Annotated in this window: 16 protein-coding genes and 1 pseudogene; 7 read left to right on the forward strand and 10 right to left on the reverse strand. The window is 51.6% G+C overall.

Translation table 11 applies throughout. The annotated features are described in order from the left end of the window. Nucleotides 1-66: 66 nt before the first annotated feature. Nucleotides 67-888 carry a helix-turn-helix transcriptional regulator gene (locus C1J03_RS09695; protein WP_254694234.1) on the forward strand — a complete coding sequence of 274 codons (822 nt, stop codon included), beginning with the start codon at nucleotides 67-69 and terminating at the stop codon, nucleotides 886-888. Between the two features lie 96 nt (nucleotides 889-984). On the opposite strand, the gene C1J03_RS09700 is transcribed toward C1J03_RS09695, so the two are convergent. Beyond that, entirely contained in the window at nucleotides 985-1,311 is a 327-nt protein-coding gene (locus C1J03_RS09700) for a DUF1330 domain-containing protein (RefSeq protein ID WP_114886008.1), read from the reverse strand. Between the two features lie 726 nt (nucleotides 1,312-2,037). Between C1J03_RS09700 and C1J03_RS09705 the strand changes: the two genes are divergently transcribed. Beyond that, nucleotides 2,038-2,544, forward strand: coding sequence for a hypothetical protein (locus tag C1J03_RS09705; protein WP_114886011.1), 507 nt, complete (start codon nucleotides 2,038-2,040; stop codon nucleotides 2,542-2,544). Between the two features lie 534 nt (nucleotides 2,545-3,078). Here the strand turns inward: C1J03_RS09705 and C1J03_RS09710 are convergent. Together C1J03_RS09710 and ppk2 are read right to left on the reverse strand one after the other, a co-directional pair. Further along, on the reverse strand, nucleotides 3,079-3,321 hold the full coding sequence (locus C1J03_RS09710) for a YdcH family protein (protein WP_114886013.1): 243 nt from the start codon (nucleotides 3,319-3,321) through the stop codon (nucleotides 3,079-3,081). Nucleotides 3,322-3,338: 17 nt separating this feature from the next. Next, nucleotides 3,339-4,205: a polyphosphate kinase 2 gene (ppk2, locus tag C1J03_RS09715; RefSeq protein ID WP_254694264.1), complete on the reverse strand. Its 867-nt coding sequence runs from the start codon at nucleotides 4,203-4,205 to the stop codon at nucleotides 3,339-3,341. 513 nt (nucleotides 4,206-4,718) lie between these two features. On the opposite strand from ppk2, the gene C1J03_RS09720 reads away from it, so the two are divergent. After that, a complete protein-coding gene (locus C1J03_RS09720; protein ID WP_114886017.1) occupies nucleotides 4,719-5,276 on the forward strand; it encodes a CIA30 family protein in 558 nt (185 codons plus the stop codon). Between the two features lie 225 nt (nucleotides 5,277-5,501). Here C1J03_RS09720 and C1J03_RS09725 read toward each other — a convergent pair whose 3' ends face one another. The 6 genes and pseudogenes from C1J03_RS09725 to C1J03_RS09755 all read right to left on the reverse strand — a co-directional run bounded on the left by C1J03_RS09725 (nucleotide 5,502) and on the right by C1J03_RS09755 (nucleotide 11,007). Continuing rightward, a complete protein-coding gene (locus C1J03_RS09725) occupies nucleotides 5,502-6,389 on the reverse strand; it encodes a hypothetical protein (protein ID WP_162798408.1) in 888 nt (295 codons plus the stop codon). Next, nucleotides 6,326-6,610, reverse strand: a pseudogene (locus tag C1J03_RS26050) (winged helix-turn-helix domain-containing protein); the annotation flags it as partial. The pseudogene C1J03_RS26050 and the gene C1J03_RS09725, both read right to left, overlap by 64 nt. Nucleotides 6,611-7,420: 810 nt before the next feature. After that, a complete protein-coding gene (locus tag C1J03_RS09740) occupies nucleotides 7,421-8,344 on the reverse strand; it encodes a DUF2950 family protein (RefSeq protein ID WP_114886026.1) in 924 nt (307 codons plus the stop codon). After that, entirely contained in the window at nucleotides 8,344-9,651 is a 1,308-nt protein-coding gene (locus C1J03_RS09745; RefSeq protein WP_114886027.1) for a DUF3300 domain-containing protein, read from the reverse strand. The genes C1J03_RS09740 and C1J03_RS09745 overlap by 1 nt, the downstream gene beginning before the upstream one ends. 320 nt (nucleotides 9,652-9,971) lie before the next feature. Next, the gene (locus C1J03_RS09750; protein ID WP_114886029.1) at nucleotides 9,972-10,523 is read right to left on the reverse strand and encodes a 2OG-Fe(II) oxygenase; all 552 of its coding nucleotides are present in this window, start codon (nucleotides 10,521-10,523) and stop codon (nucleotides 9,972-9,974) included. A gap of 1 nt (nucleotide 10,524) precedes the next feature. Further along, nucleotides 10,525-11,007 carry an adenylyltransferase/cytidyltransferase family protein gene (locus C1J03_RS09755; protein WP_114886031.1) on the reverse strand — a complete coding sequence of 161 codons (483 nt, stop codon included), beginning with the start codon at nucleotides 11,005-11,007 and terminating at the stop codon, nucleotides 10,525-10,527. Between the two features lie 241 nt (nucleotides 11,008-11,248). On the opposite strand from C1J03_RS09755, the gene C1J03_RS09760 reads away from it, so the two are divergent. The 4 genes from C1J03_RS09760 to C1J03_RS09785 all read left to right on the forward strand — a co-directional run bounded on the left by C1J03_RS09760 (nucleotide 11,249) and on the right by C1J03_RS09785 (nucleotide 15,848). Continuing rightward, on the forward strand, nucleotides 11,249-11,899 hold the full coding sequence (locus C1J03_RS09760) for a CDP-alcohol phosphatidyltransferase family protein (RefSeq protein ID WP_114886033.1): 651 nt from the start codon (nucleotides 11,249-11,251) through the stop codon (nucleotides 11,897-11,899). Between the two features lie 951 nt (nucleotides 11,900-12,850). Then, the gene (locus tag C1J03_RS09775; RefSeq protein ID WP_114883801.1) at nucleotides 12,851-14,011 is read left to right on the forward strand and encodes an IS30 family transposase; all 1,161 of its coding nucleotides are present in this window, start codon (nucleotides 12,851-12,853) and stop codon (nucleotides 14,009-14,011) included. A 294-nt stretch (nucleotides 14,012-14,305) separates the two neighbouring features. Further along, nucleotides 14,306-15,208 carry an oxidoreductase gene (locus tag C1J03_RS09780; RefSeq protein WP_114886039.1) on the forward strand — a complete coding sequence of 301 codons (903 nt, stop codon included), beginning with the start codon at nucleotides 14,306-14,308 and terminating at the stop codon, nucleotides 15,206-15,208. Between the two features lie 43 nt (nucleotides 15,209-15,251). Continuing rightward, on the forward strand, nucleotides 15,252-15,848 hold the full coding sequence (locus tag C1J03_RS09785) for a hypothetical protein (protein ID WP_114886041.1): 597 nt from the start codon (nucleotides 15,252-15,254) through the stop codon (nucleotides 15,846-15,848). Nucleotides 15,849-16,203: 355 nt separating this feature from the next. Here C1J03_RS09785 and C1J03_RS09790 read toward each other — a convergent pair whose 3' ends face one another. Further along, on the reverse strand, nucleotides 16,204-17,238 hold the full coding sequence (locus C1J03_RS09790; protein WP_114886044.1) for a GlxA family transcriptional regulator: 1,035 nt from the start codon (nucleotides 17,236-17,238) through the stop codon (nucleotides 16,204-16,206). Nucleotides 17,239-17,320: the final 82 nt, after the last annotated feature.

Here is a 17,320-nt window from a genome sequence, read left to right on the forward strand (position 1 = left end):
CATCATCCCAAAGGATGATGCCTGGCATACACCGCCAAGTTCGGAAAAATTCATCGGGAGGGTACATTGGACTTTGACCCTGACAATATTGAAGCACTGAATGTGACCTTATCTAAGGTTATTGAAGGGCGTGGAATCGCGCTGGATATGATCGCTGCGGCCCAAAATGTTATTCCCTTTGCAGCAGCCTTTTGTGTCGTCAATCGCATCGATCAACCGCCAGTTTACTTATGCGACACCTACCGCGAAGGGTCCCCAAAAGAAGCCGTTCAGCGCTACATCGATAGTACCTATCTGCTCAACCCTCTCTACAACGCCTTCTTGGCGGGGCTGCAACCGGGACTCCACCGCATGATCGATCTGGCACCTGACAACTGGCAAATATTTGCGGATCCATCCGAAGTGGTTTTCGAGCAAAAAGAAGAAATCGGATTTCGCACGCGAGGTTGGCCTGAAAATTTGCAAGAACTTGCTCTGACAGTAGATTTTCCAAATGGAATGATGGGGGAAATCAGCCTGGCACGCCCATCAGAACTTGGTGGATTTTCGCCGGAAATGGTCGCCAGGCTTCAGCCGTTCTATCCTTTGTTTGCTACGGCATTTCGACACCTATGGGCGCGCAATTCAGATGCCGCGGCCACACCGATCGAACGACGTCCGCCACTCGATGATTTCGCAGTTGGCATTCTTTCGCCCCGCGAAGCTGAGATCGTGCAATTGATCTTAAAGGGGCATTCGAGTCTATCGATTAGTTTGACGCTGGAAATTGCGTTGCCGACGGTAAAGACCCACAGAAAAAATGCTTATGCAAAATTGGGTATCAGCACCCAACAGCAATTGCTCAACACATTTCTACAATGGCAAGAGACCGTGATCCGAGGCAGATAGAGGGCATTGGAAGGCGGTAGGTCTAGGGCGGCTCTGAGCCCGTAGAGACCACGGTGGCGTCGTGCCAACCTTTGCAAGCTGACACGCATCTGGACTTCACCCGGCTTTGAGATAGGGAATTGCCCCGGCAATATCCGTGTCGTCGATAACGTGGTAATTGCTGACGCTTCCGGCCTGTCGGGCCTGTCCAAAGGGCGCGTATTCGGGGTCTGCAACAAAATTGTTCAAAGCTTCTCTTGTGGGAAATTCAAGAATTGCAATTAGCGTGCTGTCCTTGTCTGACCCCTCCAAGGTCTCGATATTTCCGCTGCGGGGTAGGTATTTTCCGCCGTGTTTCTTGTCCAAGTTATGAACATTCGTTGCATATTCTGGAACCCAGCCGGCATCGGTAACTTCAATGTCTGCTATTGGAAATACACTCATTCTATTCTCCTATTGAATATTTGCTGCGGCAACTTTGCATGGCAGCGTGTGTCCTCATAAGTGAAAAGCCGACAACGTCTGCGGCCAAACTTGCGGCAAGTCTACGTTCCAAAAAAAGTCCCCCCAAGCCGAGATGGTAGCCGTAAACTCTGCTGATATCTATCTCGAATAAATCGGAGAAATTGAGTATTGGAGATTAGTTCTTTGTTTCGCTGTCTGCTTACGCACCGCCGATACTCATGATGTAAGCATTGCCTGCACTGAGTACTAAGGTCCGTTAGGAGTCGAAAACATCAGTCGGACTGTCCACCACGCATGTGCTATCACCTTCAAATTGGCTGAGGTCGCTGTAAGTGGTAATCTGTTAATACGCATCTTCGCAGCCAACCAACAGCTGCCTGTGCCACCGGTCCCTGCTTGAGAAAGCTAGAGGCAAAACCCTAAGGAAAGTGGCTCGGCAAGCCTGACTAAACGGATGACGAGCAGGCCAAGTGTCGGGCTAAATCTGCTGCGGAGGCCTGCGATCCCGCACTGATCGCGTGTCAAATGCACGATCTGCGGCACAAATCGACTAATAGGCCTGATAGACGCGCAAATCGGCCGCACCATTAAATGGTTGGTATTCTGCTAGGAAAATGTCGGCCAAATAAAACTTGCCATTACCCGGATAATGAACAAATAATATTGACGCCCCAAGGGACAATTAAGAAACAGGAGATCTATGCCATGCTTAAAATGAAATCGATTGCCGCAGCTGCAATCATCACTGCGGCACTTACAACATCCGCCGGTGCCGATACTTTTGAAAAATATGGTGAAGTCGAGGGTTGGAAAGTCTTTGCAGACAAAGACAAGATGTCCTGCCTTATCGAAGCGGTGGACAGCGCTGAAAACGTCGTTCAGATGGGCCTCACCGAGGACCGCAGCCTAGGTTATCTGGGTGTTTTCACCAAAGGTGAAACCAATCTCAAGAAGGACGACAGAGAGGCTGTTGTTATCGTGATCGGAGAAAACACTTACTATGGGGAAGCGACTGGGATGCGTGGCAACATCACCAAAGGCTACTCGGGTGGCTATATCACCAACAACCTTCCACAGTTCGTCAAGGACATTGAGCAGCAATACGAGATGGTCGTTTTCCCGGAAACCGATTACGTTTTCGTCATTGATTTGACTGGGACAAAAAAGGCCATCGCTATGGCCCGCGAATGTAACGCAAAGCTGGTGAACTAAGACCAAATGTCGGGATCTCCCGGTAATAATAATTGAAAAGGTCCCGCAATTCGTGGGGCCTTTTCATTTTGTCTTGTGTATTTGAGGTCAGAGAATTTTGGTTGAGAGACATAAGATGTCGCTTGCGGTGAGTGGACTGATCTAGCCGAGTTCGGTTAGGGCAAGGGGCGGCCTTTTCTTCTGCCCCCCTTTGCCTGCGATTGTGCATATCAGTTTTCGAAAAATGAAGTCTGACGTCCACAAAGAAAACACTTGGGACTTTGCACACATACGCCTGATCCGATCAGCCGAGGAAGTGCGGGCATTGCACCAGCGCCTGATCTCCGGTCAAATGTCTGTCGGCGTCCAACGGAAGCGGGCCTTCACGTTGCCATGTAACAACGTCTGCTAAATGGAATTCCGCTGTCACGGCTAACTGCTATAGAGCCCCGTGATAAATGATAAGGCGGGCCTCAGTAAGTGGTCAAAATTCCCTACTAGCCGGAGGTGCCTCCTCAAATAGGTGCACCAAAATACCTCAGCGCGAGATGCTTCCTACGAGTTACTTGTCAAAATACCGTAGATCTCATCTTTGAGATTCATGCGCCGCTTGCGCAAGTTGTTCATGACCTCATCACTCACTGGCTCTACATTGGTTTCACTTCGGTGAACTTGCCGGTTTATCTGATGATACTCATCAAACCGCCGAGAGAAATGCAGGTTTGAAGCTTTTAGGTCGTGCATCTTTTGTGTGAGCTCTGGGAATTCTTCAGCAAGCTCGTGCGGGACGTGGGACATGTTCTGCTCCTTGTTTATTAGGGTAACTCGCGACGGGTTTGCGGATGCAGCGAAGACGCTATGATATGTTCGGATTTCTCCACAACTGTGTTTGCTTGACCCACGATCTTGGGGTCGGGTGTTTTTACAATGGAAGTGTCCTTGTTTGGATAATCGATGCTGGACAGGAAATGCCGCATACAGTTAAGCCGCGCGCGTTTCTTGTCGTTGGATCGGATGATCGTCCAAGGAGCATCCGCCGTATTCGTGTAGAAGAACATGGCCTCCTTGGCTTCTGTGTAGTCTTCCCATTTATCCAAGCTGGCGCGGTCAATCGCTGAGAGCTTCCACCTCTTCAACGGATCTGTCTCGCGCGCTGCAAAACGGTTCTTTTGCTCGCTTCGAGTTACGGAAAACCAGTATTTGAACAAACGGACTCCGCTACGCGTTAGCATCCGCTCGAACTCGGGCGTCTGGCGCATGAATTCAAGATAGTCGTTTGGTTTGCAAAAGTTCATGACGCGTTCCACACCAGCCCGGTTGTACCAAGACCGGTCGTAAAGAACCATTTCGCCCGACGTCGGAAGATGTTTGATGTAGCGCTGGAAGAACCACTGTCCCCGCTCTTCGTCCGTGGGTTTGTTTAGCGCGACGACATGCGCTGTTCGGGGGTTGAGGTGCTCAGTGAACCTTTTGATCGTTCCGCCTTTGCCAGCGGCATCACGTCCCTCGAAAAGCAGCACAAATCTCTGGCCAGTTTCTTGCACCCAATGTTGGACTTTCAACAACTCAACCTGGAGCTCCGCCTTTTCGGCCTCATACTCCTTTCGGCTCAATTTGGTCTCATAAGGGTATTCGCCGGTATCAAAACCACTCACTTTGTCCTTTGAAGACGCCGGGCGCATGAGATCGACGGCCGCATTAACATTAAGATTGTCTGCGGTTCTTTTTCTGTCTGCCATTACTTGTCCTGTTCGCTACGCTCACAAACAAGATATCTCTATCGGTGGTCGAGAGTTTTGACCTGTGTCAATTTCTCGGGAACCTTCAGCTAAAAATCAAGGGAGCGATCTGGCATGTCGCCGAATTGTGATTCCGTGGGCCCAAAGCTTGGCGTCCAGGTCAAGAGGTCGCGATTATCGAAGTAAGGTGCCGCTGGGAATATGAGATTAAATATTGGGGCTAGGCTCAGCAGCAAAGCCTGTTGTGAGGATACTAAGAAACGCGGGCAGGCGCCCTTGCTTGATCGGGACATCGTCGCAAGCAGTGACCTCGCTAGGCTCGTGCCTAAAATTATTTTCGGTATACGAAGGTTGGTGCCTTGAATGTGCCAAGTTTGCAAACACGTTATGACGAAAGAAGGTGCATGGGAAAAGGTGCTCACTGGCACGCCGCGCATCTCATGATATGGAGAAACCATGCGTTCAGCTTTGAAACTTGCAGCTGTTGTGTTTTTGTTGTTTGGCGCTCCTTCGCCGCTTATCGCCGAGGGCAACATAATTGGGAATTTTGAACGCCAACCCGAGACTAGATGGCGCTTCTTTGCTGACACCGTAATGGGAGGTGTCTCCTCGGGGCAGGTGACCTTTGAAACCGATGATGAAGCCGCTTATGCCCATATGACCGGACGTGTCAGCACTGCAAATAATGGCGGTTTCATCCAAATACGGACGGAGTTGCAAGATGAGGCACCGGTTGGAACAACAGGTGTACGCTTGATCGTGCGCGGCAATGATCAAGTGTATTTCGTCCATCTCCGAACAAGCGGAACAGTGCTCCCATGGCAGTATTATCAGGCAGGGTTCGATGTCACGCGCAATTGGACCGAGGTTCGGTTGCCTTTTGCGGTCTTTGAGGCATCAGGTCGAATGCTGCGAAAGATTCCCCGTGCACAAAGTCTTAGGTCGGTTGGAATAGTCGCATACGGGCGGGATCATGACGCTGAGATTGATATTCGAGAAGTTGGGTTTTACTAAACGCGATTGGGTCGATTTGGCATTGATTGGCCGGCTACTCCGCAATCTTCGTCAGGGCAAGACCCAAGGCGTGTAGTAGAAGTCATTACATTTTTTCACCCTGCTCCACGTATTCTTTCAGTTCCGCACCCAGACCGACCTGTTTAACCAAAACACAAGTCCGAGTAGCGCATATCCATGGGCCGATCGACTATGCCCTAGGTTTGGATCAAGTGGATTGAGCCTCTAGGCAAACTCGGCATCTTCGATAGCTGCTTGATAATAAACTAGATATGCACCGCAACATGCAGAAGACACTCGAACGAGAACCGAATTGGGATTGATGCTTTTGGCCTGCTGGATGGACCTGTAGCCTAGATCGGGCTCGCCACCCAAGTAGGCCATAAAATGCCCTGCATACGTCAGTACCAGTGGGTCACTTTGCCGACCGTCAAGCAATGCCTGTGCCAATGGAAGGCCTTCGCGCGCCTCATCATGTGTCACCGCCCGCGCAGCTGCAGCCATCATATAGGCTCGTATCTTCAATGCCTTGGCATATGCGTAATCTGGGTCAAGCGCCAACGCACGATCCAACAGGTCCAACGTCTGCGCAAGAGCGGCCTTCGATGAAACGCGCATTGCCAATGGCACAGCCTGAAGACACAAGTCATATGCCCTGACATCGTCGGTTGGCGCTTGCCTTGAGCGGCCGGCTTCGGCGAACATCACATTCAATTCCAATGCCGCCGCAGTGCGTTCAGTGATCTGATCCTGAAGCGCAAAAACATCCTGCGTTGTGCCCGCAAACCGTTCTGACCAGATCGTATGGCCTGTCTGCGCCTCGACAAGTTGTCTGGTAATGCGCAGTTGGTCGCCCGCTAATTGGATGCTACCTTCTAAGACATAGCGCACGCCCAATTCGGTACCGACGTCCCGCAATGACACGACCTCGCCTTTGTATTTAAAGCTAGAGGATGACGCGATTACAAAAATTCTGGGTACACGACTGACGACAGAAATCAGATCAGCAACAATGCCATCGATAAGGTAATCAGTCGCACCATCCGCGGTCAGATTTGTAAAGGGTAAGACGGCAGCTGAAGGCTTTTGTGGAAGCGTCGGACCGTCGACCAAAGGTTGTTTTGGTTTTCCTGGATGAGCTTGTGGCCCACGCCAGGAACCGTCGCGATAGCGTCCGTGCCAAGCAACTTGCGCAGCGCGCTGATCTGGACGCTTAGGTTTCCCTCTTCAACTGCCAGTCCGCCCCAGACATGTTCTATAAGCTCATGCTTAGAAACGACACGATCGGAATGATCATCGAGGAAAGCCAACACATCGAAAGCCCGCGCACCGACCTGAACCGTTTGCTCCGCAACCTAAAAACTCGAGCACCTCGATCAATCTTAAAGGGCTGCATGACAGAAGTTCGCATAATTGATCCTGTAGCTAAGGGCAGCATATCCGCCACTGATCAATGCTAAAGTAGCTCACTGATTTACCAATGTCATTGCAAAGTTCTGCGCCGTTGCGAAAGGCCACTTTTGGGAAGCCGCCCTGCGACAGTAAAATCATCACGACCGGTAACTACGAGCCGGAAGGGGTACTTAAAGCTTGAGTTCAGAACCGCAAATTTGTCCGCGACACCTGAGTTCATGCATCGCGCGGCGAAAGGTTAGTTCGAGATCAAGCACGGTTGACCAATTTGAACGGCTGCTTCGGTGAAGAATGCTGCACTGCCAAAAAAACATCGCCGCGACTGCGAGCAAATGCTGCGTCAGCAATAGATGCACCAGCGTAAGTCCGGTTTGTCCGGCATTGCAGTCATCGGCCCAACCAAATTGCTGCGCACCATTGCCAATGTCCGCTTCGGGAAAGCCGCGACGCGGCATTGTCGGGATAGGTCTGTTGTTGTTGCGCTATCAAGTCAGGACACTAACAAAAGATTGAATAAACCGCACATGCGATAGCGATAGTGGTGACTCCGCTATGTTGTCGCCGTCCATCTGCGTTGAGTTCCATCTCGGCTTGACCCGCGGTGGCACCTCCCCGGGGAAAGCCCAGGAAAGTCGTGGGGACGGCTGGCTGGCAGATCAGTGAAGCAGGGTTGACGTAGTTAACGCAAAAAGCCCCCGACGGGCCGGGCGGCCAATGCCGCCTTACCTGGCTTAGTCAGACGGTAATGGTACCCAGCCTTCACTGGGGTCAAAGCTCTTCATTTCAAAGCTCATGTCCAGACCGTCATCTCCCAAATCTTGCTCTAGGATGATTCCGTTTTCGGACACCATAAAGCTCATGATACCGGTCACGCCGTATTCTGCAGGGACCGCCATCGCCGCATGACCTGCAACTTGGTGCCCGTTCACGACATAGTCCATTGCACCGCCCGAGGCTGCGTCGCTTTGACTTGAGAACATTCTGTACACATAACCCTCATAGGGTTCAGGGGCTTGCTCTTCGCCATCAGCCACATATCCATTGGCAGATGCGCGTGCGAACAACTCACCAGCCGGGCTGTCGACGCCCGGCCAATACAAACCATCTTTCTCACCTTCAGACGAAATGACGGTAGAGGCGAACTCTAACACACCATCGCCGTCCCAGTCTGTGCTTCTGTATGCAGCCTGCGCATCGGAATAGCTTTTGAGGATCTCGATGGTCTCAATCTCATTGCGGCCGATCTCGCGGTTGGCCATTTCCTCGAGGCCTTCTTCGACATCGAACACCCACAACCCGTCCTCATTGCGCATCATTGGCATTGGAAAGGCCCAATTGTCCTCGCCAATTAGAAGAACTGCGTATTTTCCGTAAATCTCCTGAACAAAGTGCTCTTCGTCATAAGCAGCTGTGAAGCTCTCCAGAATTGCTCTGTCTTCGAACGTTTCGCCTGTTGTCATTACGTCAAGCGCGCCTGTCCCAAACAGGTCTTCCATCTGCTCAGCTGATTGGGAGCGGATCGCTGACACCAAAGCACCCGCGAGTTGCTCTGAGGTGGCATACCCAGCCTTTTGACCAGAAACATCTGCAAACGCTGAATTTCCAAAGATCATCAGGCTTGCGAGGGCAAAGATTTTCATTTTCTTAGATTCCATTATCTTCTTCCTCTTCCACCACCACGGGACTGGTGTCCGCCGCCTCTTGACGATGATTTTCTGGCACCGTGGCCACTCTGATGTCTTTTCGCACTCGAAGGCGATGTTTTTTGCCTCTGCTGCTTTGGTGCCGCCCTCTGTTTGGTTGAGGGTTTTGATCTTGTCTTAGAAGGCGCAACAGCTTTATTCTTGGATGCCGCGGGCCTTTTGGCGACACCGCTGCTCTTTGGGCGGGCTTTGTTATTTGCTTTTGGTCGATCACGCGAAATGTCCCGCGCCGCATCCCGATTTTCCGGCCGACTGATATCTCTGGCACCGGTCTTTGCGCCCAAATCCTTGCGCATCTGATCTCCACGCGAGGGCCTGTCGTTCATCGAAGGAACTTTGCCGGGTTTGGACCCTGGGCGATCCTTCAGACTACCACGATCTTTTCGATCGCGGATTTGGTCTTGGCCACGTTTTTTTCGATCCTGATTGGGGTTCCATTGGTTCCCGATATTTACGTTATTACCGATATTCACATTGCCATTGATATCAATGTCGCCGCCGCGATAATGGACAGGCCGGCCATTCCAGCCGCCGCAATTCCTGCAGCCCCAGTAGTTGTTCCAATAGTTGTCGTTATTGTTGTTGACGATTGCTGCGATCAAGATCGCCGCACCAAAAAATACCAACGCATCATTGTTATTGTTGCTGCTTGTGTCGGTAACGTACACGGTCGTGGTATCGTATTGCGGCACGTAGATGACTTCGGGGTTGGCTGGAAGAATGGTCAAAGCTTCGGTCTCATCGCGTGAGACCACCTGCTCGGGGGTGTCAACAAGGCTACCGGCTTCAAACGCAACTTCACGCATGCGTTGGATCGATGCCATCACGTCATCGGATTGCGCCAACATGGTTGAACCGGCAAGTTCGGTCCAGTCCATGTTTTCCGCCATACGTTCCAACACATCTGGAAAGGCTTCGGCTAGAACTTGAACACTGGGGTCCCAGCTCTGCTCTTGTACACCCGTAGAAAGGTCTTCCTCGCTCATGCCTTCGTTGTCTTCTAACCACTGCTGGGCCTTGATAACTTCCAAGGGGTAGGTTGCTGCAACCAAAATCTGAATGAGCAGGGTGTCAGGAAACAATGCCACCGGGGCTACCAACTCGTCCAGCTCATCGCTGCTCAGCAGAACGTCTTCAGCGGCCTCAGTTGTGGTCGCTGTTTCTTCGCTCGTGCTATTGGTCTGCTGTGCAAACGCTGGTGACAGCGGATACGTCGCAAGAGCAAAAACCAACACGGCGGAAGTCAATGGATTGTACAATTCTCGGCCCCCTAATCTACACGACTAGCTTACCGGGGCTAGACGAGGATGCAACAAGTGATGTTTCAGCCGATATTACCTAAGTGAAACACCTTCTTTTTCATGCTCTGGCTCTTTCGGGCACCGGTCAAGCCGCTCTGAGCTGAGTTTACCGTGATTTGAAGCGCGTAGCCGGCCTCTATGTCGGGCGCAGTTGATGTCTAGTTTGGGCTCTTCTTTCTAAAATTTTGCAGAATTGAATTCTGCTGGAAAACTACTTCCTGCCCGGTGGTAACATTGGACCCACGGTTTCCAGCTGCTACAAAAATCATCGACGTGCCTTATCGAAAAGAGGGGCCATGCGCCCACACCGTAAAAGAATGACGTATCCCGCGCGTGACGGGTGTCACTTGGTGCAGGTTAAAGCTTGGAAAGATACTAACGCAGCCTTGATCGCGACTGGCGGCAAATACATTTGCACATGGCATGACCTGCAAATCACCGCCTTCATAGGAGTTCGGCTTACTGAGTTGTAAAACCAACGTGAGCTTGCGCCTTTTTGCGAGCTGTCCGTCGCCGATATCAGAATGCCATGCAAAATGGCCACCGGCTTCTGCCTTATAAGTCGCGACCTGCGGACTTTCGGCGAAGTCACTAAGATCAAAGTCAAACTGGTCGCGGTTGGAAGTGCGTACAATCTCGATTACACGGTCCATGATCCAGCCCATGCCGTCGACGTTATCCACCCAAACCAATTCCGCGCAGCGTTGGTTGTGATCGCGATTCTTGCCGACAAGCAACGCCTCCTGTGAAGGTGACGACGCCACAGTTGTAATGATCCATTCGCATTCCTCAACGCTGAAGGCTTGCGGCATGGAGTGGAGAGATATCACTTCATAATGCCATCGACACAGCGGGACTGTTGGGCACCGCATCGGCGTTCGGTCCAAGGTTCGTATTTCGCGCGGCTGATTGTGCCATGACCATCTGTTTTATCCGTGTGGACGATGTCCTTGGATTATACGTCACTTGAGAAATCTGTTTTCCCATGTCGCGCAGATAGGCATCCACATCCAGATTGTGCGGATTGCTGCCCCAATCTTCGCCCACCACAAAGATATCGACGCCCACGGCTTTGCAGCCCGAAACGTATTCCAACTCGTGATAGGGGCGAACAATGTCGACACAGCCTAGTGCTTGGAGCATTTCCACACGCTGATCTAGTGGCACGACAGGAACGTTGGGCTTGTACATATTCACGACCTCATCGGACGCGACGCCAACAGCGAGGATATCGCCCAAGCTCTTACAATGGTTCAACAATGCAAGATGGCCAACATGCAGAAGGTCAAACGTGCCGACGGTATAAACGATCATGGTTCATTTTATCCTGTTGCCTACGCATAAACGATGCTAGCGAACGGGATCTGAATCCACGAACGCACGATATTTATTCAGTAGTTTCACACAATTAAGCTGAGAAAACTCCAGACCTTCAACAGGCTGGGGCGGGTCGGTGTTTTGAAAGCTACATGTTTCAAATGCACGCAGAATGGAAATAGAGAGAGTGCCTGTCGAGATCGACCAGCATCAGACCGCCTAACGCAAAGGACTTGCCATGACAACCGAAAACGCTGCGGACGTACCGACAAGACCGATCCTGTCCTACATTAAGGACCTGCCAAATTTGTGTTCCTTGGCGGGGCTGGGATGCACCCTAATGGCGATCTATTTCGTGATCACGGGTGTCTACGCCGCCGCGATGATCGGCATGATCTGGGCCGTTGGGTTCGACTGGGCTGATGGTTTGATCGCCCGTAAAATGAAGGGGCGAACGGGAGCTGACCGGCGGTTCGGCGGGCAACTTGATTTGCTTATCGACATCGTCAGTTACGGCGTGACGCCTGCGCTTTTGATAATGAGCTATGGAGGCTTTAACCCAGCCTTTCTGCCGGTTGCATTTATCATGCTGGTTTTTGGGGCAGTTCGTTTGAGCTACTTCAGCACATTTGGCCTGTCAGATGACGCGAAATACACGGGCCTGGCCATTGATAACAACAGCATCTTCCTTGTGTTCCTGTTCTTGTTTGCGGATTTTTTCGGCCAACCTGTGTTTTCGATTATTCTCGCGATCAGTGGCTTGTGCCTTGCAGTCCTGAATGTCTCTCAGATCAAGACGCCAAAGCTATCAGGAAAGCCTGTGAACGTTGTCCTACTGGCGGCGTACACGCTCGTAGTCACGGCTATTTATAGCTGGAAACTGACCTAGGTTCTGAGCTCAAGGGTGGATATTTCGACCCGATTTTTCTATAGTCTCTAACCTTCGCGGTCCCTTTCGGTACTTTCATTTGAGGACCAATTCAAAGCCGTTTGGTTGGAGTTTTGGCCCGCCGACCTCAAAGGCAGCTTTCCGCCCATTATTGCCAATATGTGCATAGAGCAGCATCGGTAACAGAGGGCTCAATGCAGCCATTCGCTGCGGTTTGGGCTAAGGTTTGCTATGCTTAACAAAGCTGCTCGATGCGGGTGCAGCAAAACTCGTTGAACCCGCCTGATCAAGAACGCGACAGTTCCGCGCGCTGCGGCAAGTTCCCCGGAAACCTCCGCTCGCAATGGGCTGAAGATAAGAAACCAAACCGGTCGTTGGTTTTAGGCCTTTTCGAAGTCTCATTTGCAGCCAAAACGACATTTGCTTCAGGTTCGAGCAACTGGCCCAGTATTAGCCGCTCAACCATGAGTGACGCTTTCCAATTTAGGATTGAGCGTCTCGATAAGATCAGCATTGGCCAAAGCGATGTCCAAGAGTTGTTCCGCGCCTAGGAGGGTGCGGCACCTCGCCGCATTGAGAACAGACAAGCCCCGCCCATTTCGTTCTCTATGTTAATGTTTAGAAACGAGGAAATAACATGTTCAAAGGACTAGGAACTTCAATTGCAATAATCTGTCTTGGAATGCTGGGTTTACCGGTCCTCATGGTCGGAATTCTTTAGAGCGTCGGAGATGAAAAAGGCAACAACCCTAACCGGGATCGGGTCAAAGGCGTATACACTGAGTTTTGCGTGATTTGGGTCGACATGCTGACCGGGCTTTCTTGAGTGCCAAGCTTTGATGCTTTTCTGGGCAATCCATTTAAGCTGATTAGGGAGCTCGCCGAAATGGGCGGTGGCCTCAACTGGTCGACGCAACACTTTAATCTTTAGAAAGAGATGGAGTGTTTTGAATGAAGTATCGTCGCAGGATTTACTATTCAGCTGAGCAGCGTGCCGAGATCTGGGATCGATGGCAACGTGGGGAGTCGATGAGTTCGATTGGGCGGGTCTTTGATCGCCAATCGTCGTCGGTATTTTCGGTCATCTCACCTACGGGCGGGATACGGCCGCCGGATCGCAGGCGTGGCAGTTCTGCATTGAGCCTCTCTGAGCGCGAAGAGATATCCCGCGGGCTGAGTACCAAGCAATCCTTGCGTGCGATTGCACGCCAGTTGCGACGTGCGCCCTCAACGATCAGCCGGGAGGTGCGGCGCAATGGCGGATCAGTCGGCTATCGTGCGTCTAGTTCAGATCAGGCTGCTTGGAACCGGGCTCTGCGTCCAAAGATATGCAAGCTGGCTTGTCACCCGACATTGGCCCGCGCAGTATCAGCAAAGCTACGGCGCAAGTGGTCTCCCGAGCAGGTTGCGGGTTGGCTCAAACGGGCGTTCCCGGAGGAGGCGCACAAACAGGTGTCACACGAGACTATCTATCGAAGCCTTTATATACAGGCACGTGGCGTTCTCAAAAAGGAGCTGCTGGCGCACTTGCGCGCAAAACGCACAGTCAGGCGTTCCCAGCATGCCAGCCTAAAGCGCAACGGTAATGGCCAGATTAAAGATGCTGTGTCCATCAGCGAAAGGCCTGCATCCGTCGAGGATCGCGCTGTTCCGGGTCACTGGGAAGGCGACCTGATTGGCGGATCGAAGAACAGCTATATCGCGACCCTGGTCGAGCGGCATTCACGATACGTGATGTTGGTGAAAGTCGCGAACAAGGACACTGAAAGCGTCGTCACTGCGCTGATCAAGTCGGCTCAGAAGCTGCCGCGAGAACTTTACAAATCCTTGACGTGGGATCGTGGCAAAGAGCTAGCAGATCATCCGCGCTTCACACTGGCCACGGATGTCGATGTCTACTTCTGCGACCCGCAGTCACCTTGGCAACGTGGATCAAACGAGAACACCAACCGGCTTTTGAGGCAGTATTTGCCAAGAGGAACCGACTTATCCGTTCATTCTCAGGCAAAGCTCAGCGCAATTGCAAGGCAACTTAACGAACGTCCTCGCAAGACCTTGCAATATCAAACCCCAGCAGAGAAGTTCGCTGAGTGTGTTGCATCGACCGGTTGAGGTCGCCGCTCGTTGCAGTCATTGCATCGACCTTCACCCAACGACTGCTTCAAGCCACCAAATTTCCGAGTGTCGGGTTACACATTTGAAAAATTATACATCCGCGTTTTGGGTATGGCTGTTTCTGGAGCGTGATTGAAGCTTGACCCGCTGTGCGCCACAAGTCGGTTTTGAGCCCCAAGTAGCGATTGGCTGTGGAAACGACCAATGGGAATGAAGCCAATCAGCTGGCATTCATCATTGGAACTGTTACGCAGACATACTGGCAAAAATTCAATGTAGAAAGCGCATCAAATGATTTCAGAATTTCAACATTGGATTGATCAAAACCTTCCCAGTCAAAAAGGCAAGACAATCCTGATTACCGGGGGGAATTCAGGAATAGGGTACTATTCTGCCTTGGCTCTGGCGAAAGCCGGTGCGCATGTCGTTATTGCAGGTCGTAACCCAAGCAAGATCGACCAAGCAATCAAGAGCATCGAAGCTGAGGGGGTCGATGGATCCCTTAAGGCCGGAATTGTTGATCTGGCAAGCTTGGAGTCTGTGAGACAGTACGCAGCCCAGTTTGTTGTGGACCACTCAAAGCTCGACATCTTGATCAACAACGCAGGCGTTATGATGCCGCCGGAGGGCAAAACCGAAGAAGGTTTCGAGAGCCAGTTCGGGGTCAACTATTTAAGTCACTTTGCGCTAACCGGTCTGCTCTTTGACCGATTGCAATCTACAACTGGTTCACGCGTGGTGACGCTGAGTAGTATTGCGCATAGAGGGGCGCAGATCGACTTTGACAACTTACGGCTGGAAAAGCCTTACGATCAAAAGCGTGAGTACTACCAAAGTAAGTTGGCCAACCTTCTGTTCGCATTGGAGTTTGGTCGCCGCATCGATGCAATAGAGGCGTCGGTTCTATCTGTTGCCTGTCATCCAGGGTTTACGAAAACGGAATTGCAGCGACATGTTGACCCCGCAATCCTTGAAAAGATGACATTCATGGATGCATGGCAGGGATCGTTGCCGACGTTGGTGGCCGCGACAGGGCACAATGTAATTCAAGGGGATTATTTTGGTCCAGATGGTCCGGGCGAATTGGGCGGTTTCCCAGCTATTGGTGAGATCGACGCCTCCGCAATGGATACCCATGTTGCGAACCGACTGTGGGATGTGGGGCAGGACGTGACGGGTGTTGCCTATCCATGACTAAGTTCATGGTATTAACGGTCTTGTTAATGGGGTCACAAAGATGAAATTTGAGCAGCAATACAGGTCTCGGCGCATGGTGGTGAAAGCCGCCTTTGCCGGGGTTTGCGGCCTAGTGGCCTCAGCGGGGGTCTTTTCCCAAGCGGCTGCAGCCGCAGAAAATGAAAGCGTTGCGATGGGCCCAACTGAACTGATCAATGCGTTGAGAGCAATTGGAAAACCCGTTTGTCTGGATGCGGCTGATAGTTTGGCGGCATCGACAAGATCATCGGCCGGATTTGATCTACATCTGCGACATGCGGAGTTGAACGAAGCCGATACGCAAATTCTTGCAAACGGGCTGTTGGGTTCTGCGGCAGACAATGGGTTTTTCTTACGATCGTTCAGCGCAAGTTATAACCCCGGTTTGGGAGACGCTGGTGCCGCCGCGTTAGCTGCAGCATTCCCAAAAACCATGCTGGAGTTGGGGCTGGTGGGTTGCTCCATTGGTGATGCAGGTGGCCGCTCGATCCTGAAATGGGCTCTGACTGCACCCGACCTTCGGATGATCTGCATCGAAGGCAATAATTTTTCGACGGGTATGAAATCACAGTTTCAAACTCTGGCGACACTCGGCCGTGATGTTCTGGTGGTGGTCTAATCCTATCTAGTCTTTGGAGGAGGCTACGAATGCGTCCGAAACCTTCGATTAGTGCATAAAATCACAATTGGCGTGATCGCAATGAACGTCTGTTGCCTCCGTGCCTCCTTAATAGGGCCTCGGGAGCTCGCTGCGACAAAGACGAACGGCCGCTTTCGTAGCTGCGTTGCAGAGAGGTGCTCGGACTAATCAGCGCGGATTTTTTTGCTGCAGGAGCGAAAGATCCGATTTAGATCCGACCGCTTTGGGCTCAATGCAGCCATTTGCTGTGGTTTGGACAATGGTTGCTGTGCAAGCTTCAAGAGACGTTCGCTGCATCTGCGCTAACCTCGGCTTCCTAATGACCTCGGCATCGTCACACTCCAATTGGCTTGGCGATCTGCGAGATGCGCTGGAATTTCTTTCGATAGGCGGCTGGTGATAGACCAACGCCTCGTTTGAAGACCCTGCGAAAAGATGCCGGGTCCTCATATCCAACTGAACCGCCAACCTCCTCAACAGAGTGGACATCTGTTTCAAGCATTTGCTTGGCTTCTTCTATCCTGAGTGCCTGAACATATTCGATGGGCGCAAAGCCAGTGGCAGAACGAAACCGGCGCGAAAAAGTACGTGGGTTCAGCCTGGATCGCTCAACCATCAGTTCAACCGGCCTCGAGAGGGCGTAATTGTCAGCTATCCAAACTTGGCAATCGGATATCTGTGCATCTGACGTTTCCATCGGACGGGTCATAACCGAATACGGCGACTGGCCTTCAGAGTGGCCGCTGAACAGAAATACTTTTGCTGTCTCGATGGCATGCTGGTATCCGCAAAATCTGGCAATCAAGTAGATTGCCAGATCATGCCACGCGCTGACACCACCTGCAGTCACAATGCGGTCTGCTTCGGCTGCCAAGCACAAAATTGATTCATTGCGAAAGGCGACTTTTGGGTAATGACGCTGAAACATATCGCGGTACGCCCAATGCGCTGTCGCCTCTTTCCTGTCTAGGAGCCCTGCTTCGGCAAGAAGGAGAGACCCTGAACAGACGGACGTAAGCATAGCCCCATCCGTATGCACCTGTCGCAACCAAGTAATTTCTCGGGGGTATCGGCCCTTCGGTACATCGTAGATCGACGTATACATATCGCAAATGACAACGGCATCAGGTGTCGCTTGATCAGTAATGGACGAGTGTGGTTCGACCGGAATATTCCCAATGCAATGAAAAGGCTTTCCGTCAGCCGAAGCAATCTTGATGTCCAGCAGTTCGTCTCCCGGCGATCCGGATACCATGTCAGGATAAACTGCGCCCACGGAGAGTAAGACATCATACAATCCATAAAGAACGGATGCTGATGTTTCTGGTGCAGCGAGTAGCACAATCAGGGGCTTCTTGGTTTGGGTCATGACTGATCCTTGTCCGATTAGGCACGGTATTGGCAGATTTGCCTTGGTCACTTGTCCAGTATGCCTTGTGCTTGTCTATAAT

Origin of the sequence: Sulfitobacter sp. SK012 (genome assembly GCF_003352085.1) — a bacterium.
Classification (GTDB): domain Bacteria; phylum Pseudomonadota; class Alphaproteobacteria; order Rhodobacterales; family Rhodobacteraceae; genus Sulfitobacter.

Bases quoted from the DNA above. Each gene is read 5' to 3' on its own strand.
- C1J03_RS09785 (WP_114886041.1), top strand. From the start codon at position 15,252: ATGAAATTTGAGCAGCAATACAGGTCTCGGCGCATGGTGGTGAAAGCC.
- C1J03_RS09755 (WP_114886031.1), bottom strand. From the start codon at position 11,007: ATGATCGTTTATACCGTCGGCACGTTTGACCTTCTGCATGTTGGCCAT.
- C1J03_RS09790 (WP_114886044.1), bottom strand. From the start codon at position 17,238: ATGACCCAAACCAAGAAGCCCCTGATTGTGCTACTCGCTGCACCAGAA.
- C1J03_RS09710 (WP_114886013.1), bottom strand. From the start codon at position 3,321: ATGTCCCACGTCCCGCACGAGCTTGCTGAAGAATTCCCAGAGCTCACA.
- C1J03_RS09740 (WP_114886026.1), bottom strand. From the start codon at position 8,344: ATGGAATCTAAGAAAATGAAAATCTTTGCCCTCGCAAGCCTGATGATC.
- C1J03_RS09775 (WP_114883801.1), top strand. From the start codon at position 12,851: ATGAAGTATCGTCGCAGGATTTACTATTCAGCTGAGCAGCGTGCCGAG.
- C1J03_RS09720 (WP_114886017.1), top strand. From the start codon at position 4,719: ATGCGTTCAGCTTTGAAACTTGCAGCTGTTGTGTTTTTGTTGTTTGGC.
- ppk2 (WP_254694264.1), bottom strand. From the start codon at position 4,205: ATGCGCCCGGCGTCTTCAAAGGACAAAGTGAGTGGTTTTGATACCGGC.
- C1J03_RS09760 (WP_114886033.1), top strand. From the start codon at position 11,249: ATGACAACCGAAAACGCTGCGGACGTACCGACAAGACCGATCCTGTCC.
- C1J03_RS09700 (WP_114886008.1), bottom strand. From the start codon at position 1,311: ATGAGTGTATTTCCAATAGCAGACATTGAAGTTACCGATGCCGGCTGG.
- C1J03_RS09780 (WP_114886039.1), top strand. From the start codon at position 14,306: ATGATTTCAGAATTTCAACATTGGATTGATCAAAACCTTCCCAGTCAA.
- C1J03_RS09705 (WP_114886011.1), top strand. From the start codon at position 2,038: ATGCTTAAAATGAAATCGATTGCCGCAGCTGCAATCATCACTGCGGCA.